Source organism: Bradyrhizobium sp. AZCC 1719, assembly GCF_036924525.1.
Taxonomy (GTDB): domain Bacteria; phylum Pseudomonadota; class Alphaproteobacteria; order Rhizobiales; family Xanthobacteraceae; genus Bradyrhizobium.
Map to the genome: position 1 here is coordinate 5,676,047 of NZ_JAZHRU010000001.1, position 17,467 is coordinate 5,693,513.

Annotated in this window: 16 protein-coding genes; 5 read left to right on the top strand and 11 right to left on the bottom strand. The window is 62.2% G+C overall.

The window, feature by feature from the left end; all coding sequences use genetic code 11:
- Positions 1–4: 4 nt before the first annotated feature.
- From V1292_RS26800 to V1292_RS26825, 6 genes are all read right to left on the bottom strand, one after another.
- The gene (locus V1292_RS26800; RefSeq protein ID WP_028346267.1) at positions 5–376 is read right to left on the bottom strand and encodes an SUF system Fe-S cluster assembly protein; all 372 of its coding nucleotides are present in this window, start codon (positions 374–376) and stop codon (positions 5–7) included.
- Positions 373–1,620, bottom strand: a complete 1,248-nt coding sequence (locus V1292_RS26805) for a cysteine desulfurase (RefSeq protein ID WP_334375621.1) — start codon at positions 1,618–1,620, stop codon at positions 373–375. Before V1292_RS26805 ends, V1292_RS26800 begins: the two co-directional genes overlap by 4 nt.
- A complete protein-coding gene (sufD, locus tag V1292_RS26810) occupies positions 1,617–2,942 on the bottom strand; it encodes a Fe-S cluster assembly protein SufD (protein ID WP_334375622.1) in 1,326 nt (441 codons plus the stop codon). The genes V1292_RS26805 and sufD overlap by 4 nt, the downstream gene beginning before the upstream one ends.
- Positions 2,943–2,959: 17 nt before the next feature.
- Positions 2,960–3,712, bottom strand: coding sequence for a Fe-S cluster assembly ATPase SufC (gene sufC, locus V1292_RS26815; RefSeq protein WP_334375623.1), 753 nt, complete (start codon positions 3,710–3,712; stop codon positions 2,960–2,962).
- A 125-nt stretch (positions 3,713–3,837) separates the two neighbouring features.
- A complete protein-coding gene (gene sufB, locus V1292_RS26820; RefSeq protein ID WP_334375624.1) occupies positions 3,838–5,334 on the bottom strand; it encodes a Fe-S cluster assembly protein SufB in 1,497 nt (498 codons plus the stop codon).
- A gap of 88 nt (positions 5,335–5,422) precedes the next feature.
- Positions 5,423–6,577 (bottom strand): cysteine desulfurase family protein, encoded by a 1,155-nt coding sequence (locus V1292_RS26825; protein WP_334375625.1) that lies wholly within the window; start codon positions 6,575–6,577, stop codon positions 5,423–5,425.
- Between the two features lie 278 nt (positions 6,578–6,855).
- On the opposite strand from V1292_RS26825, the gene V1292_RS26830 reads away from it, so the two are divergent.
- Positions 6,856–7,503, top strand: coding sequence for an alpha/beta hydrolase (locus V1292_RS26830; protein WP_025589847.1), 648 nt, complete (start codon positions 6,856–6,858; stop codon positions 7,501–7,503).
- A gap of 150 nt (positions 7,504–7,653) precedes the next feature.
- On the opposite strand, the gene V1292_RS26835 is transcribed toward V1292_RS26830, so the two are convergent.
- Complete coding sequence (locus V1292_RS26835) at positions 7,654–8,334, bottom strand: glutathione S-transferase family protein (protein WP_334375626.1); 681 nt, start codon at positions 8,332–8,334, stop codon at positions 7,654–7,656.
- Positions 8,335–8,452: 118 nt separating this feature from the next.
- The gene (locus V1292_RS26840; protein WP_334377175.1) at positions 8,453–9,553 is read right to left on the bottom strand and encodes an anhydro-N-acetylmuramic acid kinase; all 1,101 of its coding nucleotides are present in this window, start codon (positions 9,551–9,553) and stop codon (positions 8,453–8,455) included.
- 177 nt (positions 9,554–9,730) lie between these two features.
- On the opposite strand from V1292_RS26840, the gene tyrS reads away from it, so the two are divergent.
- A complete protein-coding gene (gene tyrS / locus V1292_RS26845) occupies positions 9,731–10,984 on the top strand; it encodes a tyrosine--tRNA ligase (RefSeq protein ID WP_334375627.1) in 1,254 nt (417 codons plus the stop codon).
- 56 nt (positions 10,985–11,040) lie between these two features.
- On the opposite strand, the gene V1292_RS26850 is transcribed toward tyrS, so the two are convergent.
- Both V1292_RS26850 and V1292_RS26855 read right to left on the bottom strand, forming a co-directional pair.
- Complete coding sequence (locus V1292_RS26850; RefSeq protein WP_334375628.1) at positions 11,041–11,724, bottom strand: DUF1326 domain-containing protein; 684 nt, start codon at positions 11,722–11,724, stop codon at positions 11,041–11,043.
- 50 nt (positions 11,725–11,774) lie between these two features.
- The gene (locus V1292_RS26855; protein WP_334375629.1) at positions 11,775–12,461 is read right to left on the bottom strand and encodes an MBL fold metallo-hydrolase; all 687 of its coding nucleotides are present in this window, start codon (positions 12,459–12,461) and stop codon (positions 11,775–11,777) included.
- Between the two features lie 532 nt (positions 12,462–12,993).
- Between V1292_RS26855 and V1292_RS26860 the strand changes: the two genes are divergently transcribed.
- Together V1292_RS26860 and V1292_RS26865 are read left to right on the top strand one after the other, a co-directional pair.
- The gene (locus V1292_RS26860) at positions 12,994–14,004 is read left to right on the top strand and encodes an AraC family transcriptional regulator (protein ID WP_334375630.1); all 1,011 of its coding nucleotides are present in this window, start codon (positions 12,994–12,996) and stop codon (positions 14,002–14,004) included.
- 262 nt (positions 14,005–14,266) lie between these two features.
- On the top strand, positions 14,267–15,514 hold the full coding sequence (locus tag V1292_RS26865; RefSeq protein WP_334375631.1) for an MFS transporter: 1,248 nt from the start codon (positions 14,267–14,269) through the stop codon (positions 15,512–15,514).
- On the opposite strand, the gene V1292_RS26870 is transcribed toward V1292_RS26865, so the two are convergent.
- Positions 15,515–16,417 carry a LysR family transcriptional regulator gene (locus tag V1292_RS26870; protein ID WP_334375632.1) on the bottom strand — a complete coding sequence of 301 codons (903 nt, stop codon included), beginning with the start codon at positions 16,415–16,417 and terminating at the stop codon, positions 15,515–15,517.
- A 214-nt stretch (positions 16,418–16,631) separates the two neighbouring features.
- Between V1292_RS26870 and bla the strand changes: the two genes are divergently transcribed.
- Positions 16,632–17,423, top strand: coding sequence for a class A beta-lactamase (gene bla / locus V1292_RS26875; protein ID WP_334375633.1), 792 nt, complete (start codon positions 16,632–16,634; stop codon positions 17,421–17,423).
- Positions 17,424–17,467: the final 44 nt, after the last annotated feature.

Genomic DNA, 17,467 nt, shown 5'->3' on the forward strand with positions numbered 1-17,467 from the left:
CCCTTCACCACATGTTGAGGACGAGGCGCGCCTCGTCGGACATCCGATCCGGCGTCCAGGCCGGATCCCACACCAGATTGACATTGACGACACCGACGCCAGGCACGCTGGCGATCGCGTTCTCCACCATGGTCGGCAATTCGCCGGCCGCCGGACAATTCGGGGTGGTCAGCGTCATCGTCACATCGACGCTGCGGTCGTCCTTCAGGTCGACCTTGTAGATCAGTCCGAGTTCGTAAATGTCGGCCGGAATTTCCGGGTCGAACACCGTCTTCAGCGCGGCAACGATTTCCGTGCCGAGCCGCTCCGTCTCCTCCGGCGGCAGCGCCGAATTGGTTTCCATGTTGGCGGTTTTGACTTCGGCTGTGTCACTCATGCGAACAAATCCTGCGCCTTGATCAGCGCCTGTGCCAGATGGTCGACTTCTTCCCGGGTATTATACATTCCAAACGACGCCCGGCAGGTGGCTGTGACATTGAACCGCTCTAAAAGCGGCATCACGCAATGGGTGCCGGCGCGCACCGCGATTCCCTGCCGGTCAATTACGGTTGCGACGTCGTGAGGATGGGCGCCCTTCATCTCGAAGGAGATCACCGGCCCCTTGCCGCGCGCGGTGCCGATCAGCCGCAGCGAATTGATTTCGCGCAGCCGGTCCTGAGCGTAGTTCAAAAGATCGTGCTCGTGGGCGGCGATGCGCTCCTTGCCGATCGAGTTGACGTAATCGATCGCAGCGCCCAGCCCGATCGCCTCGACGATCGGCGGCGTCCCGGCTTCGAACTTGTGCGGCGGCTCGCCATAGGTGACCCAGTCCTTTGCCACCTCGCGGATCATCTCGCCGCCGCCATTATAGGGCCGCATCGCGACCAGGTGCTCGTGCTTGGCGTACAGCGCGCCAATCCCGGTCGGACCATAGATCTTGTGGCCGGTGAAGGCATAGAAATCGCAATCGAGGTCCTGCACGTCGATCGGCAAATGCACAGCGCCTTGCGCGCCGTCGACCAGCACCAGAATGCCGCGGTCATGGGCGAGCTTCACGACTTCCTTGACCGGGACGAAGGTGCCAAGCGCGTTCGACATCTGAGTGATGGCGACGAGCTTGGTGCGCGGTGTCAGAAGCTTCTCGAACTCCTCGATCAGGAAATTGCCGTCGTCGTCGACCGGCGCCCATTTGATCACGGCGCCATGGCGCTCGCGCAAAAAGTGCCAGGGCACAATGTTGGAGTGGTGCTCCATGATCGAGAGCACGATCTCGTCGCCCTGCTTGATGTTGGGCTCGCCCCAGGACGATGCCACCAGATTGATGGCCTCGGTGACATTGCGGGTGAAGATAATTTCTTCACTGCGCCCTGCGTTAATGAATTTCGCCACCTTGGCGCGGCCGCCCTCGTAGGCCTCCGTTGCGGCATTGGCGAGATAGTGCAGGCCGCGATGTACGTTGGCGTATTCGCTTCTGTAGGCTTCCGTCATGCGATCGAGCACGGCGGTCGGCTTCTGCGCGGAGGCGGCATTGTCGAGGTAAACCAGCGGCTTGCCATAGACCTTCATCGCCAGCGCGGGGAAATCCTCCCGCACGCGGGCCACGTCGTAGGCGCCATTCTTGACCGCCGGATGCTGGGTCATGCCCGTGCCTCCAGCCAACGCTGCGCGGCGGCGATTGCGAGCTCGCGCAGATCGTCGTTGACGATGGATTCGATGGCCTCACCAACAAAGGCCTGGATCAACAGCGCCTGGGCCTCCTTCTCGGAAAGGCCGCGGGCACGCAGGTAGAACAGCAAGCTCTCGTCCAGCGCGCCAGTGGTGGCGCCATGGCCGCAGGTAACGTCATCGGCGAAGATCTCGAGCTCCGGCTTGTTGTCGGCCTCGGCGTCGTCGGACAACAGCAGTGCCCGCGTCATCATCTTCGCGTCGGTCTTCTGGGCATCGGGACGCACGATGATGCGGCCCTGGAACACCGAATGGCCACGGTCGTCGACCACGGCGCGGAACACTTCGCGGCTGGCGCAATGCGGCACCGCGTGATCCATGAACAGCGTGGTGTCGGCGTGCTGGCGCCCGTTGAGCAGATTGACGCCGTTGGTCTCGACTCTCGAACCCTCACCGGCAAAAGCGATGGTCGCCTGATAGCGGCTGACGGCGGCGCCCGAGGTCATGCCAAAGGTGTTGAAATGCGCGTGGGCACCCAGCGTGATGACGGCGGAGGAGATGTTGAACGCGTCGCGGCCATCCTCTACCAGTCGAACATGGTCGAGCCGCGAATTATCGCCGATTGCGACGATCAGCGAGTCATGCGCCTGATAGGCCTTCGCACCCTCGGCCGCGATGTAGCTCTCGACCAGCGTCGCGCCGGTATCCTTGCCGAGACGCAGCAGCGAACGGGTGTATATCGCAGCCGGCGTGGCGCCGCTCGCGACATGAATGATCTGCAGCGGCTGCTTCAGCACGACGCCGTTGGCGATCTCGATCACCACGCCGTCGGTCATCATCGCGCTGTTGAGCGCAACCATCGGATTGGCATTGTCGGGCGTGAATAGCTGCGTCTGCAGCGCGGCGTCCCCGGTTTCCAGCACGTCGCGTAAAGTGCTGACGGTAACGCCCTTCTCCAACCCCTCCAATTCGGAGAGCTTCGGCGCGAACACGCCGTCCACCAGCACCAGCCGACGCGCACCCTTGATCGCCTGCAGCTTCACGGCGGCAGCAGCCTGCTTCAGCGCGGCCGCATCCGGTGTGGCCGCCAGCGGCAGCACCTCGCGCATCAGCGCGCGCAGATCGGTGTATTTCCATTCCTCGAGCCGCCGGTGCGGCAGGCCGACGCGCTCATAGGCCTCGAAGGCGGTATTCCGCGCCTCGGCGACCTTGCCGCCGCCCGGCAGCCGATCGCGCGCCACCGCAAAGCTGTCGCTCAGCGCGCGCCCGGTCTCGTTTTTTGCCAGAACTACATTCATCACAAATCCGCTTCCCGTCAGGCCGCGTCTTCGAACTGGGTATAGCCGGAAGCCTCGAGCTCCAGAGCCAGATCCTTGCCGCCGCTCTTCACGACGCGGCCCTTCGACATCACATGCACGAAATCGGGCACGATGTAGTTGAGCAGCCGCTGGTAGTGGGTGATGACCACCATGGCGCGATCGGGCGAACGCAGCGCGTTGACGCCGTCGGCGGCGATCCTGAGCGCGTCGATGTCGAGGCCGGAATCCATTTCATCGAGGATGCAGACGGCCGGCTCGAACAGCGCCATCTGCAAAATCTCGTTGCGCTTCTTCTCGCCGCCGGAGAAGCCGACATTGACGCCGCGCTTGAGCATGTCCTGGGGGATGTTGAGCGACTTTGCGACCTCGCGCACCTTCTTCAGGAAGTCCGGCGTGGAGAACTCGCTTTCGCCGCGCGCCTTGCGCTGCGCGTTCAGCGCGGTGCGGAGGAAGTTCATGGTGGCGACGCCGGGAATTTCGACCGGATACTGGAACGCCAGGAACACGCCCTTGGCGGCGCGCTCGTCCGGCTCCATTTCAAGGAGATCCTCGCCCTTGAACAGGATCTGGCCGTCGGTGACTTCGTAGCCCGGCTTGCCCGCGATGACGTGGCTCAGGGTGGATTTGCCGGAGCCATTCGGTCCCATGATCGCGTGGACTTCGCCCGGGTTCACGGTCAGCGTCAACCCGTGGAGAATTTCGCGATCCTCGACACGAACCTTCAGGTCTTTCACTTCAAGCAATGACATGTTGTTTTTCCATTTTCACCCCTCGTCCTGAGGAGCGCCGCCAGACGCGTCTCGAAGGACGTGGCCACAGTCTTTCCTCTCATCCTTCGAGACGGCCGCTGCGCGGCCTCCTCAGGATGAGGTCGCTATCCAACCGATCCTTCGAGCGAGATCGAGATCAGCTTCTGCGCCTCAACCGCGAACTCCATCGGCAGTTGCTGCAGCACGTCCTTCACGAAGCCATTGACCACGAGGCCGACAGCTTCTTCCTGCGAGAGCCCGCGCTGGGTGCAATAGAACAGCACGTCCTCGGAGATCTTTGACGTCGTCGCTTCGTGCTCAAACGTCGCGGACGAGTTCTTCGCTTCGACGTAAGGCACGGTATGCGCACCGCATTTGTCGCCGATCAGAAGCGAGTCGCAGGCCGTATAGTTGCGTGCGCCGGTCGCCTTGCGATGGGCGGTGACGAGGCCGCGATAGGTATTTTGCGACACGCCTGCGGCGATGCCCTTGGAAATGATCCGGCTCGACGTGTTCTTGCCGAGATGGAGCATCTTGGTGCCGCTATCGACCTGCTGGTGACCGTTCGAGATCGCGATCGAGTAGAACTCGCCGCGCGAATTGTCGCCGCGCAGGATGCAGCTCGGATACTTCCAGGTGATCGCCGACCCGGTCTCGACCTGGGTCCAGGAGATCTTCGAATGGTTGCCGCGGCAGTCGCCACGCTTGGTGACGAAATTGTAGATGCCGCCCAAGCCTTCGGAATTGCCGGGGTACCAGTTCTGCACGGTCGAATATTTGATCTCGGCGTCGTCGAGCGCGACGAGTTCAACGACCGCCGCATGCAACTGGTTCTCGTCGCGCTGCGGTGCGGTGCAGCCTTCGAGATAGCTGACGTAGGAGCCCTTGTCGGCGATGATCAGCGTGCGCTCGAACTGGCCGGTGTTGCGCTCGTTGATGCGGAAATAGGTCGACAGCTCCATCGGGCAGCGCACGCCCGGCGGCACGTAGACGAACGAGCCATCGGAGAACACCGCCGAGTTCAGCGTCGCGAAATAATTGTCCGAGGTCGGCACGACCGAGCCGAGATACTTCTTCACCAGCTCGGGATGTTCGCGGATCGCCTCCGAGATCGGCATAAAGATCACGCCGGCAGCCTTCAGCTCCTTCTGGAAGGTGGTCGCCACCGAAACCGAGTCGAACACCGCGTCGACCGCGATCTTGCGGTTGGCCGACGGCTCGCCGCCGGGCGGGGGCTCGACGCCTTCGAGAATGGCGACTTCGCGCAAGGGTATGCCGAGCTTCTCGTAGGTCTTGAGGATTTCGGGATCGATCTCATCGATCGACGACAGCGTCTTCTTCGGCTTCGGCGCCGCGTAGTAATAGATGTCCTGGTAGTCGATCTTGGGATAGTTGACGCGCGCCCAGGTAGGCTCGGTCATGGTCAACCAGCGGCGATAGGCCTCCAGACGCCATTCCAGCATCCAGGCCGGCTCGTTCTTCTTCGCAGAAATGAAGCGGACGGTGTCTTCCGACAGTCCCTTGGGGGCCTTGTCGGACTCGATCAGCGTCTCAAAACCATATCGATATTGATCGACGTCGATGCGGCGTACGCGCTCGACCGTCTCTTGTACGGCTGGCATTCCATCCTCCGCTCGCGGTTTCAAGGACCGCGGTGGAACAATTGCAAATCAGTGACGAAGCGTTCCGGCGAAACGGACTTAGAACGTTTCAAGCCGTGTTTCGTCGCCCTCTAAGTAAGGCATCGGCAAGCTTTCGCCAAGCCTCAAGGACCAAATCAATGTCTGTCTCCGTGGTAGACCAGCCCAGACTGAGCCGCACCGCTCCCTGCGCCAGTTCCCCGCTGAACCCCATGGCGGCCAGAACGTGGGACGGCTGCACCTTGCCAGAGGAACAGGCGGAACCGGATGATACCGAAATACCGCTGAGATCGAAGCTGATCACCGCCGTTTCGGCTCGAAGCCCGGGAACGGTAAACAGCGTCGTATTGGGCAGACGCGGCGAATCCTCTGAAAACACAATAATTTCAGGTGTTTGGTTCAGCCCCTTCTCAAGGCGCTCACGCAGGCCCTGCTGCCGGATGGCACTAGCAGGCAGCTCCGCCATGGCCGCCTTGGTCGCAGCGCCGAAGGCAGCAATACCAGCGACATTTTCGGTTCCCGCCCGGCGGCCCAGCTCCTGCCCGCCGCCGCGGAGCAGCGGCTCCAGTCCCTGCACCTCTTCGGCCAAGACCAGCGCCCCCGCGCCCTTGGGACCGCCAATCTTGTGTGCAGACAACGTGATCAGATCGGCGCGTATCGATCTGATATCGAACGGTATTTTACCAAATGCCTGAATCGCATCGACATGCAGCAGCCCGCCCGCTTCATGCACGATGTCAGCGACTTCGCCGACCGGTTGAATGGCGCCGGTCTCGTTGTTGGCCAGCATCACCGACACCAGCGCCGGCGGCCCTTCGGCAAGCAACGCACGCAGGTGGGTGAGGTCGACCAAGCCGGCACCCGAGACCTTAATGGCCGCGATCGTGTCCGCCGGAAACCGTCCGCCCGATAGCACCGACGGGTGTTCGATGGCCGACACCACCAGTCGCTGGACCGGCGAGCCCGTGCCCCGGCGCAATCCCGGCGCCAGCGCCATGGCATTGGCTTCGGTGCCGCCGGAAGCAAACACCACGTCCTGCGGACGGGCGCCGACGGCCGCCGCGACCGCAGCCCGTGCGTCCTCGACCAGCCGGCGTGCCTGACGCCCTTCGGCATGCACCGAGGACGGATTGCCAGCCAGATCCCACGCGGCCGCCATCGCCTGCCTTGCCTCGGGGCGAAGCGGCGTCGTCGCATTCCAGTCGAGATAGATCCGGTCGGTCATGTCTGTATGATATTACCTACACCCTCGGGCGGCCAGCGCGAGGCAGGCCCAGTGCCTGCGCAAAGCGCCTTATGGCAATTGGGGATCGTGCCGTCTCGTACAATCGCAGGCTAACGCCTTGCGCAGCCTTCTAGATGTTCAAGATGCTTGCTTTTTGCCCCTCGCCTCATGCTAGAAGGCCGCAACCAGTTCACGGGAGCGCCCGTTCGCGCATCGCCCAACGACGCATGATCACATTCTTTTCCGCCCGGATCACGTCCGTTGTCTAGGGATCATCAATGCCTGAAGTAATTTTCACCGGCCCCGCAGGCCGCCTCGAAGGCCGTTATCATCCGGCCAAGCAGAAGAACGCGCCGATCGCGATGATCCTGCACCCGCATCCGCAGTTCCACGGCACGATGAATCACCAGATCGTCTACCAGTGCTATTACGCGTTTGCGCATCGCGGCTTCTCGGTGTTGCGTTTCAATTTCCGCGGCGTCGGCCGCAGCCAGGGCTCGTTCGATCATGGCACCGGCGAGCTCTCGGACGCGGCCTCCGCGCTCGACTGGGCGCAGACCATCAATCCCGAGGCGCGCGCCTGCTGGGTCGCGGGCTTTTCGTTCGGCGCCTGGATCGGCATGCAGCTCTTGATGCGCCGGCCCGAGGTTGAAGGTTTTATTTCGATCGCGCCGCCCGCCAATCTCTACGACTTCTCGTTCCTCGCGCCCTGCCCGTCGTCGGGCCTGATCGTGCACGGCGAGAAGGACGCGGTGGTGCCGCCAAAGGACGTCAACACGCTGGTCGAGAAGTTGAAGACGCAAAAAGGCATCGTGATCGATCAGCAGATCATCCCGGGCGCCAATCACTTCTTCGACGGCAAGCTCGAGCCGCTGATGGAGACGGTGACCGGCTATCTCGACATGCGGCTCGCCAACGTCCGCTGAGCGACAATCGGGCAGCTACGTAGGACGGGTTGAGCCCTTCGCGAAACCCATCAATCGCACGCCGCGGCGTTGATGGGTATCGCGGAGTTTATCATCGGGCCGGCCGAAGGCCGGACCCGTTGGCTCCACCCATCCACGATCATGCCGGTCTCACGCCGCCAGCTTCAGCATGTGGGCGTTATGGCGCACCAGGAACGCGTGCAGCAATTGCGGATAGTCGGGACCCACCGCCGTGCGTACGCTCGGCCGCTTCGCCAGTGCCTCTCGCCATGCGCGGACCTTCGGCGTGTCGGCAAAGACCGAGAGATCGATCAACTCATCAAACACGTCGAAGTAACGGAAGATCGGCGCGAAGACCGCGTCCACCAGGCTGAAATTTTTGCCGGCAAAGAACGGCCCGCTAGCCAGCGCCTCCTCGACGCGCGCGAATTTTTCGGCGACCGCCTGCCGTTTGCTCTCGAAGATTGCAGGATCACCCGTCGTCTCCAGGCCCCAGAGCTCGCTCAGAATGGTCGACCCGAACTCCATCCAGGCGCGATGCTGCGCGCGCTGGAGCGCATCCCGCGGATGCAGCTTGGCGCCGCCTTGGGTGTCCTCAATGTATTCGCAAATCACGTTGCTCTCGAACAGCGCGACCTCCTTGCCGTCGTCGCCGGTCACGACCAGCACCGGCACCTTGCCGAGCGGCGATATCTTCAAGAACCAGTCCGGCTTGTTGGCGAGATCGATGTCGACCCGCTCGAACGGAATGTCCTTTTCGTTCAGCGCGATCACGGCGCGCTGCACATAGGGACAAAGCTTGTGGCTGATCAAAGTGAGTTTCTGCGCCATGACGACCTCCCAACGCGAAGGCCGCCAGCCTCCGCTCCATGCATCTGCATCTAAATTAGATGCGTGTGCATGCAGCCGTCAAGGTCGATGCAATTGCATCAACATATCTTGAACCGCATCACGGTCGCGCGATGATGCCGCCGGTCATCGGGAGCGGCACCCCTGTCGTGGCGGGGTAGCTCAGCGGCAGGCCTTTCAGGCCTCGCGCCGCCAGAAATCCGAAAGCCTGCGCCTCGATGGAGTCGGAGGCCCAGCCCAGGCTGTCCGCCGCCCGGACGGTCGCAGGCGCCAGACACTCACGCAGCATCCGCAGCATAGTCAGGTTGCGGGCGCCGCCGCCGGCCACGATCCAGTTCTTGGGTTCCTTCGGCAGCAACGGCACCACCCGGGCGATCGCAGCGACGGTAAAGGCGGTCAGCGTCGCCGCGCCATCCTCGGGCGCCATATCGCCGAGCTTCAGCCCCGCAAAATCGTTGCGATCGAGCGATTTCGGCGGGGGCAGCGAAAAGAACGGCATCTCCAGCGCACGGTTGATCCACGCCGCATCGACCCTACCCAACGCGGCGGTGCGGCCCTCGGTATCGAAGCGCTGGTTCATGCGGCGGAACATGTGGTCGTCGAGCAGCGCGTTGCCCGGCCCGGTATCGCAGGCGATCAGCGTGTCGCCGTCGATATAGGTGATATTGGCGACCCCGCCGATATTGACCACGACGGTCGGCCCCTCCCACTCCAGCGATTGGGCGAGCGCGCGGTGATAGACCGGCACAAAGGGCGCCCCCTGCCCGCCGGCTTCGACATCGGCAGCCCGGAAATCGTACATGACCGGAATGTGGATCGTCCTGGCGAGCGTCAGCGCGTCGCCGATCTGGACCGTCAGTTTTTTCTCGGGCCGGTGCAGCACGGTCTGGCCGTGAAAGCCGACAATGTCGATGTCATCGAAGCGCATCCGGTGTTGCGCGGTAAAGGCGGCCACCGCCTCGGCATGCGCTGATGTGACGACCCGCTCGGCCTCGCGCAGGCAACCGGGCCGCGCCGTGCGATCGACCAAGTCGGCGGCCTCATACAGCGCCTGCCGCAACAGGCCGCGCTCCGTATCGGTATAGGGGCGGTATCCGGACGGTCCGAGCGCGTTCACCCGGCGGCCGTCGGTTTCGATCAAAGCGACATCCACCCCGTCGAGCGAGGTGCCACTCATCAAACCTAATGCCGTCAACATCATGGTCGATTGTGCCTTTGAAACGCCCTGCTCGATACGTCCCGCCGACGACGACCAGCTTGTGCCAAACACGCACATCTTATAATGCCACAGCGCCCGGCCTTGCGGCAGCCTGTTCCGGCCATGGTTCCGCAGCTGGTTACAATTACAGTGAAAATAGAATGATCAAAGCGCCCGCCCATGACCAAATTTAAATCAGATTTTCTGAACATTTTGCAGGAGCGCGGCTTCATCCACCAATGCTCCGATTTCGAGGGCCTCGACGCGCTGGCCGCCAAGGGTCAGGCGACCGCCTATGTCGGCTACGACTGCACCGCGCCGTCGCTCCATATCGGCAATTACCTCACCATGATGATGCTGCACTGGCTGCAGCAGAGCGGCAACAAGCCGATCACCCTGATGGGCGGCGGCACCACCATGGTCGGCGACCCCTCCGGCAAGGACGAAACGCGCGCCATCCGCACGATCGAGGAAATCGAGGCCAACAAGGCCTCGATCCGCGGCGTATTCGCGAAGGTGCTGCGGTATGGCGACGGCCCGAGCGATGCGATCATGCTCGATAATGCCGAATGGCTGACGAAGCTGAACTGGATCGAGATGCTGCGCGACATCGGCCGGCACTTCTCGGTCAACCGCATGCTGACGATGGATTCGGTCAGGCTCCGGCTTGAGCGCGAGCAGGAGATGAGCTTCATCGAGTTCAACTACATGGTCTGCCAGGCCTATGATTTCGTCGAGCTGGCGCGGCGCACCGGCTGCCGGCTGCAGATGGGCGGCTCCGATCAATGGGGCAACATCGTCAACGGCGTCGATCTCGGCCGCCGCATGGGGACGGCGCAATTGTTCGCGCTGACCACGCCGCTGCTCACGACCGCGTCGGGCGCCAAGATGGGCAAGACCGCGCAAGGCGCGGTGTGGCTCAATGCCGACCAGTTCTCGCCTTACGATTTCTGGCAATACTGGCGCAACGCCGAGGACGCCGACGTCGTGAAATTTCTAAAGCTGTTCACGACCCTGCCGATGAGCGAGATCGAGAAGCTCGCGGCATTGCAGGGCGGCGAGATCAACGAGGCCAAGAAGGTGCTGGCGACGGAGGCGACCGCGCTGTTGCATGGCCGCGACGCCGCGAACACCGCCGCCGAAACCGCCCGGCAAACGTTCGAGCAAGGCGCGATCGCGGAGAACCTGCCCACGGTGGAGGTTTCGCGCGGCGAACTCGAGGCCGGCGCGGCCGTGCTGGGGCTATTCGTGAAAGCAGGTCTCGTAACCTCGAATGGCGAGGCACGCCGCCAGATCAAGGGCGGAGGCTTGCGCGTCAACGATGCCGCCGTGACCGACGAGAAAATGGTGCTGACGCCGTCCAACCTCACCCCGGAAGGCGTCATCAAACTTTCCATGGGGAAGAAAAAGCACGTGCTGCTCAAGCCGGCCTAGAGCGTCGACTCACTAGCGCGCAGCCAAATTCGGATTGATGCGAGTTTGACATAGCATCATTCACGGGAACGCATATGCCAAAGCCATGCCGTGAGCCTTGATCTTTGCCTGACCAAGCCATCCTGATTGAAGTGGTGAACACAAAAATGTGCCCATGAATCTTCGAACGCCATTTCCATGTCACCTGTGACCGACGTGGTACCCAGCCCGATTTCTGCGTAGGTAAACTCGAAACTGCCGCTAGGGCGCGCCAGCGCAATGTGGAATGGTTGACCGGTAAACTCGTTGATCTTCGGCCTGCCTGTGCTCCGCATGACGCCGGGTATCTCTACCCTCGCGGTTCTGAGTTCCAAGTCCGCATCAAGATCAATCGGCAGGAACAACGTCTCGCAAAATTCTGAGCATGTGGACGCGAATACGGAGAAAAAATTACTCAGTGGTTCGCATGCCTCGCCTGAGATGATCGTTTCAAGCGCGATCCGTTGAGCTTCATCCGCACGTTCGTCGATAACGATCTGGCGCCGGCCGTTTCCGTCCTTGATTTCGCCAGGCCACATGTACAGCGCCGCCCAGTTCAGGCCTGAGAGCGACGTATCGTTGAAGTGGCCTTCGATGACGGCGCCGACGAAGGCCGACTGACAATAGCCGCGGGTACTCGGCAGGTTGAACTGGCAACCACAATTCATAGCGCAATTGCAGTTATCATAAGTCTCGCTCTTGAATAGCCATTGATCAGCCATCTCACTGCGCCTCCCGGAAGCGATAAGGCTCAACTCGACTTGCGCGAACTTCAAGTTGGAACGAAGCGATAGGCGCCACCCTTGCGCTCGACGAAGCCGGTGCCGGGGAACGGCAGGTGAGCGCCGATCAGCCGGCGCTTGTCAACGACGAGGCGATCAAGCAGGCGCAGGCGGGTCGAGATGCCGCGATCGGGTTCATGGTCGACTGGCACCGGCCACGACGGATGCTGGAAAGAGATCACAGCGTGCGTAAGTGCGTCCGCAACGACGACGAGACCATCCCCACCGGCGATTTCGACCGCGATGTGGCCCTGCGTATGCCCTGGCGTATCGATGACCCGCACGCCACTGACAATCTCATCGCCATCCCGTACCGTCCTCATCTTGTCCTTGACGTGCGAGAAATGTTTCTTGGCGCCATTGATGATGCGATCGCTGGTTGCCAAGACTGCCGGCAACCTTCGCATCACATCCGGGTCGGCCCAAAGGTTCCATTCGACGGTCGAAACGAAGTAGCTCGCATTCGGATAAATCGGGTTGTCATTCGCGTCGAGGATGCCCCAGAGGTGGTCGGGATGGCCGTGGGTCAGGACGATTTTGGTCACGGCTGCCGGTGGAATGCCTGCAGCGTTGAGGTTCTCCGCAAGCTTTCCCGCCGTGGGCTGGTGGCGTGGGCCGGTGCCCGTGTCGACCAGGACCACATCGGACTGGCTACGGATCACCGCGACGGTGTTCACGAGCTGGAGCTTTTCGCCGGTTTGTCCGGCTGCGTTCAGGGCGGCTTCGCGCTCGGCGGGCGGAGAGTCCGGCATCACCAGGAAGCCCGCTGGAAGGAAGAAATGGCCGTCGCTTACGACCAGCGCCTCGAGGCTACCCGATTTGTGGACTGGTACCGTACGGACGGCTGCCCTTGTCGGTCGCAACGAAGATACGCACGCAGCCGCGGCCAGAGCCGCTGCAGCCGATTCACCCAGAAATTGGCGTCTAGCTATTCTGTGAACATGCCCTGCAGTCACGACGCTTCCCTCCTTGATGGGCCACCCTATCGATAGGCACAGCCCCGTTGGGCGCGAAGCTTAACTGGCGCATTTGGGTGCCAGATATCCGATTGCCGCGAGGGCTTATCCGGAAAGCGCGTAAAACGTGGAAATCGCCTACGGGAACCGCCAGTGATCACTATCCAGAAACTGCAAGAATGATCGGAACATTTCCGGCTCCGGTGCCCATGCCTCGGTATGCGTGATATGCTCGATCAATACGGAGGCGAGCATGCAGCTTGGCACAGCGCCGCTTCTGGAGCAGTTGCCCATCTTCCACAGCCGCAATGTGGAAGAGACCGGTGCATTCCTGCGCGCGAAAGGCTACCGCTTCGACATCGCAGGGCTGCAGGCCCGCCAGCTCGATGCGCGCCTCAATGGCGTTTACATGCCGGGCCTCTACATGGGTTACGTGCAATACGGCGGCGCATCGGTTGTCCTGTCTCCGAGCCCCGCCCGCACCGACACCTGGATCCACCTGCCGCTTCGCGGGCAGCTTGAAGCCACCATTGGCCGTGACAGCATCGTTTGCAATCCGAACCTTGCCACGATCATCTCGCCGATGCGCGAGAGTTGTCGGCTGGTATCGGAGGCCGATAGCAGCCGCATCCAACTCTCTCTGACCAAATCCAGCCTTACAGGTCAGCTTGCAGCCCTACTCGGCGAGCTACCAACCGCTCCCCTCGACTTTGCGCCCACCATCGACCTCGCCGCCGGGTACGGCCGCAGCCTGGCACGCTACGTGCTGATGGCCATAGCGGACCTCGAACAGGCGGGATCGGTGCTCTGGAGCCCGGCAACAATGAGCCAATTCGAGCAGTTCATTATTACCGCACTGCTGCTGTCGCACCCGCACAATTACAGCAACGCGCTGCGACGCCTCGAGAGGCCGATTGCGCCGCGTGACGTGAGGCGAGCGGTCGACTACATCGAAGCCCACCTCGATCAGGCAATCACAGTGGCCGACCTCGCTATGGCGACCGGGGTTGCGGGCCGAACACTCTTTATGCACTTCAGGAATTTCAAGGGCGTCTCCCCGATGCGCTACCTACGGAACGCCCGCTTGAGGCAAGCTCGCCAAGCCTTGCTGCGGGCCGATCCGGAAGCGAATGTCACCGAGATTGCCATGAGCACGGGATTCACCCACATGGGCCGGTTCTCGGTCACGTACTGCGCGTACTTTGGGGAAAGTCCTTCGGAGACGCTGAGAGGTCAGACGCAGCAGCGACGGAAGCAACCGTAGTTTGGGAAGCTCCAGCCAGCAACTACGTTTGCTGTGTTCAGTCGATCCACCAAATCGAGTAGCTTCGTGCTGAGGTCCCCTTGTGGCACATCGCGTCATTTCGTTGCGATGCGGAATTTGGTCGCTGCAAGGGCATGACGGACATTGGCCAAGCCCGCACCAATCGGGTTCGATTTACGAGTACGCGCCCCTTAATCAGGCCTGCATAGGCGCATTCATTTTTGAGGCTTGCGGTATCGGCTGAAACGCGCTCCCTGCTCGCATGGATAACAAGACCCGCGCGGAGGATATCGCGACGCAGCCGCTCAAGACGGGGCGCGTGGCGCTCAACGTGCTGGCGCTGTGCTTCACGCTGGCGCTGCTCGGCCGCGGCCTCGGCGAGAGCTTTACGGTTTTCCTCAAACCGATCTCGGAGAATTTCGGCTGGGACCGCGCGGAAGTGGTCTCGATCTATTCGCTGACATGGCTGGCGGGCGGCCTGACGGCGCCGGTGGTGGGGCGGCTGTTCGACCGCTACGGCCCCCGCACCGTCTATTTGCTGGGACTGCTGCTGCTCGGCGGGGCGCTTCTGGCGGCGTCACGCGCGCAGGCGCTGTGGCAATTCCAGTTGAGCGTCGGCGTCTCCGTCGGGATCGGCATCGCCTTCATCGGCAACGTGCCGAATTCGATTCTGCTCGGCCGCTGGTTTGGCCCGCGATTACCCACCGCGATGGCGGTGGTCTATTCCGCCGCCGGAGCGGGCGTGCTGCTGCTGTTGCCGGCGTCGCAGCTTCTGATCGATCACATCGGCTGGCGCGGCGCCTACCAGATGTTCGGCATCATTGCGCTGTGCCTGCTGGCCCCGTTGCTGCTGCTGCCATGGCGGCTGTTCTCCACGGGCTCGCCGCACATCGCGAAAAAGGCCGATCCCGATTTCGTCGACGGCGGCTGGACGCTCGGCAGCGCAATGCGCCACCACGCGTTCTGGGCGCTGTTTTCGACCTTCTTCTTTACGGCGGTGGGGATGTATGCGCTTGCGGCGCAGATCGTCGCCTATCTGATCGATGCCGGCTTCCCGCCCCTGCAGGCCGCGACCGCCTGGGGCTTTTCCGGCGTCGTGCTGCTGTTCGGCATGCTGGGCGTGACCCAGCTCGATGCAATGATCGGACGACGTCCATCGGTGCTGCTCAGCTACGCCATCTCGATCGTCGGGATCATCCTGCTCTGGCTGCTGCAGTTCTATCCGAACTTCTGGCTGCTCGGCGCCTTCGTCGTGACCTTCGGCAGCATGATCGGTTCGCGCGGCCCGCTGATCACGGCAACCGCAATGAAGATCTTTCGTGGCGAACGGGTCGGCACCATCTACGGCACGATCTCGATCGGCAGCGGCCTTGGCTCGGGGCTCGGCGCCTGGGCCGGCGGCCTGATCCACGACTGGACCCACAGCTACAACCCGGTGATCGCGTTCGCGCTGGTGGCCGTGGTGCTCGGAATGATTCCGTTCCTGGTCGTGCCGGCGCTGCGGCGGTAGCTACGTCCCGGCCTGCTTGCCAGGGCTCCTCTTTGTTGCTGCGATCGTTTCAAGCAGCCAGCTCTTGAATGAGAGCATCGCGGCTGTCGGTTGCCGGGAGTGCAGCGACGTAATCCAATAATCGCCGAGCGCGACTTCAATCTCAAAAGGACGTACCAGCCGCCGCTGGCGGATCTCGCCCTGAAACAATGCCGCCGGCAATAACGCAACGCCGAAACCGCGCGCCGCTACGCTGGCGATCGTGATGGATGAATCGAACACCATTCCCTTGAGGACCGGGCTCTGCAGTCCCGCCGCAGTAAACCATCGCGGCCATTCGTCCTGTCGGTAGGAACGCAGCAATACCTCGCGCTTGAGATCGGCCGGCCGGCTGAGCCTGCGAGCCAGCGAAGGCGCACAGCATGGGGTAAATGGCGCTGCCATCAAGTGGGTCGCCTCGGTGCCGTGCCAAAGGCCATCGCCAAACCTGATCGCGTAATCGAGGCCTTCACCCGCAATGTCGATACGATTGTTGTTGGTGAACAGGCGCAAATCGATTCGTGGATAGGCTTTCCTGAAAGCATCGAGCCGCGGCAACAGCCATCCCGAAGCGAAGGTACCGACTACACCGACCGCGATGACGTCCTGGTAGTGGCCGTCTTCAAAACGATTGAGCGTTTCGGTGAGCCGGCCGAAGACCTCGACAATGCTCGGCAGCAGCAACTGTCCTTCATCAGTGAGCGCAACGCCGCGGGGTAGCCGGCGAAACAACTGGACGCCAAGCCGGTTCTCCAGAACTTTCACATGCTGGCTAACGGCTGCCTGCGTAACCCGAAGCTCCAGGCCCGCACGGGTGAAACTGAGATGGCGCGCCGTCGCTTCAAAGGCCCGTAGCGCGTTGAGCGGAAGGTGCGAAAGCTTCATCCGGCGCCGCATTACTCGTCCCTAGTTTTTCTTATGCCTGCCCGCAGAACTCATCGTTTGTCAAGATAGCGACCGATCGGCACCTTCCTGCTCGCAGCAAGGAGGATTCACAGTGATCACGAGAAGACAGTTCCAGCTTGGATGCGGTGCAGCGCTGATAACGACTGCTTTGAGCGGCCGGCGAGCGATATGTGCATCGACCACAAATCAACGATTGATCGACGAGATCAAGCGTCTGGAGAGCGAGAGCGGCGGCCGGCTCGGTGTTTGTGTCCTGGAAACGGCAACGGACACTCGTCATGTCCACCGGGGTGACGAGCGCTTTCCGATGTGCAGCACCTTCAAGATGCTCGCAGCCGCCGCGATCCTGGCGCGGGTGGATGCCGGCAAGGAACTGTTGACGCGGCGCATAACCTTCGACGCATCCGCACTCGTCGTGTACTCACCCGTAACCGAGAAGCGCGTTGGCGGTGACGGCATGACGCTCGCTGAGATTTGCGAAGCGGCGGTGACGTTGAGCGACAACACGGCCGGCAATCTCCTGCTCGCCGGCATCGGCGGACCGCCGGGGCTGACGGCCTTCGCACGGAGTCTCGGCGACCAGGTCACACGGTTAGACCGGGATGAGCCCTCGCTCAACGAGGCTTTGCTCGACGATCCCCGCGATACCACGACACCGAATGCCATGGCTTCGAATTTGCAAGCCCTGATCCTTGGGACTAAAGCGCTGTCGGCAGCATCGCGCGAGCAACTGACGGCATGGTTGATCGCCAACAAGACCGGCGATACGAGACTGCGTGCAGGTCTTGCGAAAGATTGGCGCGTCGGCGACAAGACCGGCACTGGTGCCCGAGGCACAAACAATGACGTCGCTGTGATCTGGCCACCTGGCAAGGCGCCTATCGTGATCACCGCCTATCTGACCGGCGCCACCGTTCCTGCCGCGCAGCAAAACGCCATTTTGGCTTCGGTCGCGCGGGCGGTCTCGGCCATGGCATCTGGCTAGCTGTCGTTCCCCGGATGCTGCGCAGCGCGCCGCACTTTCGGCGT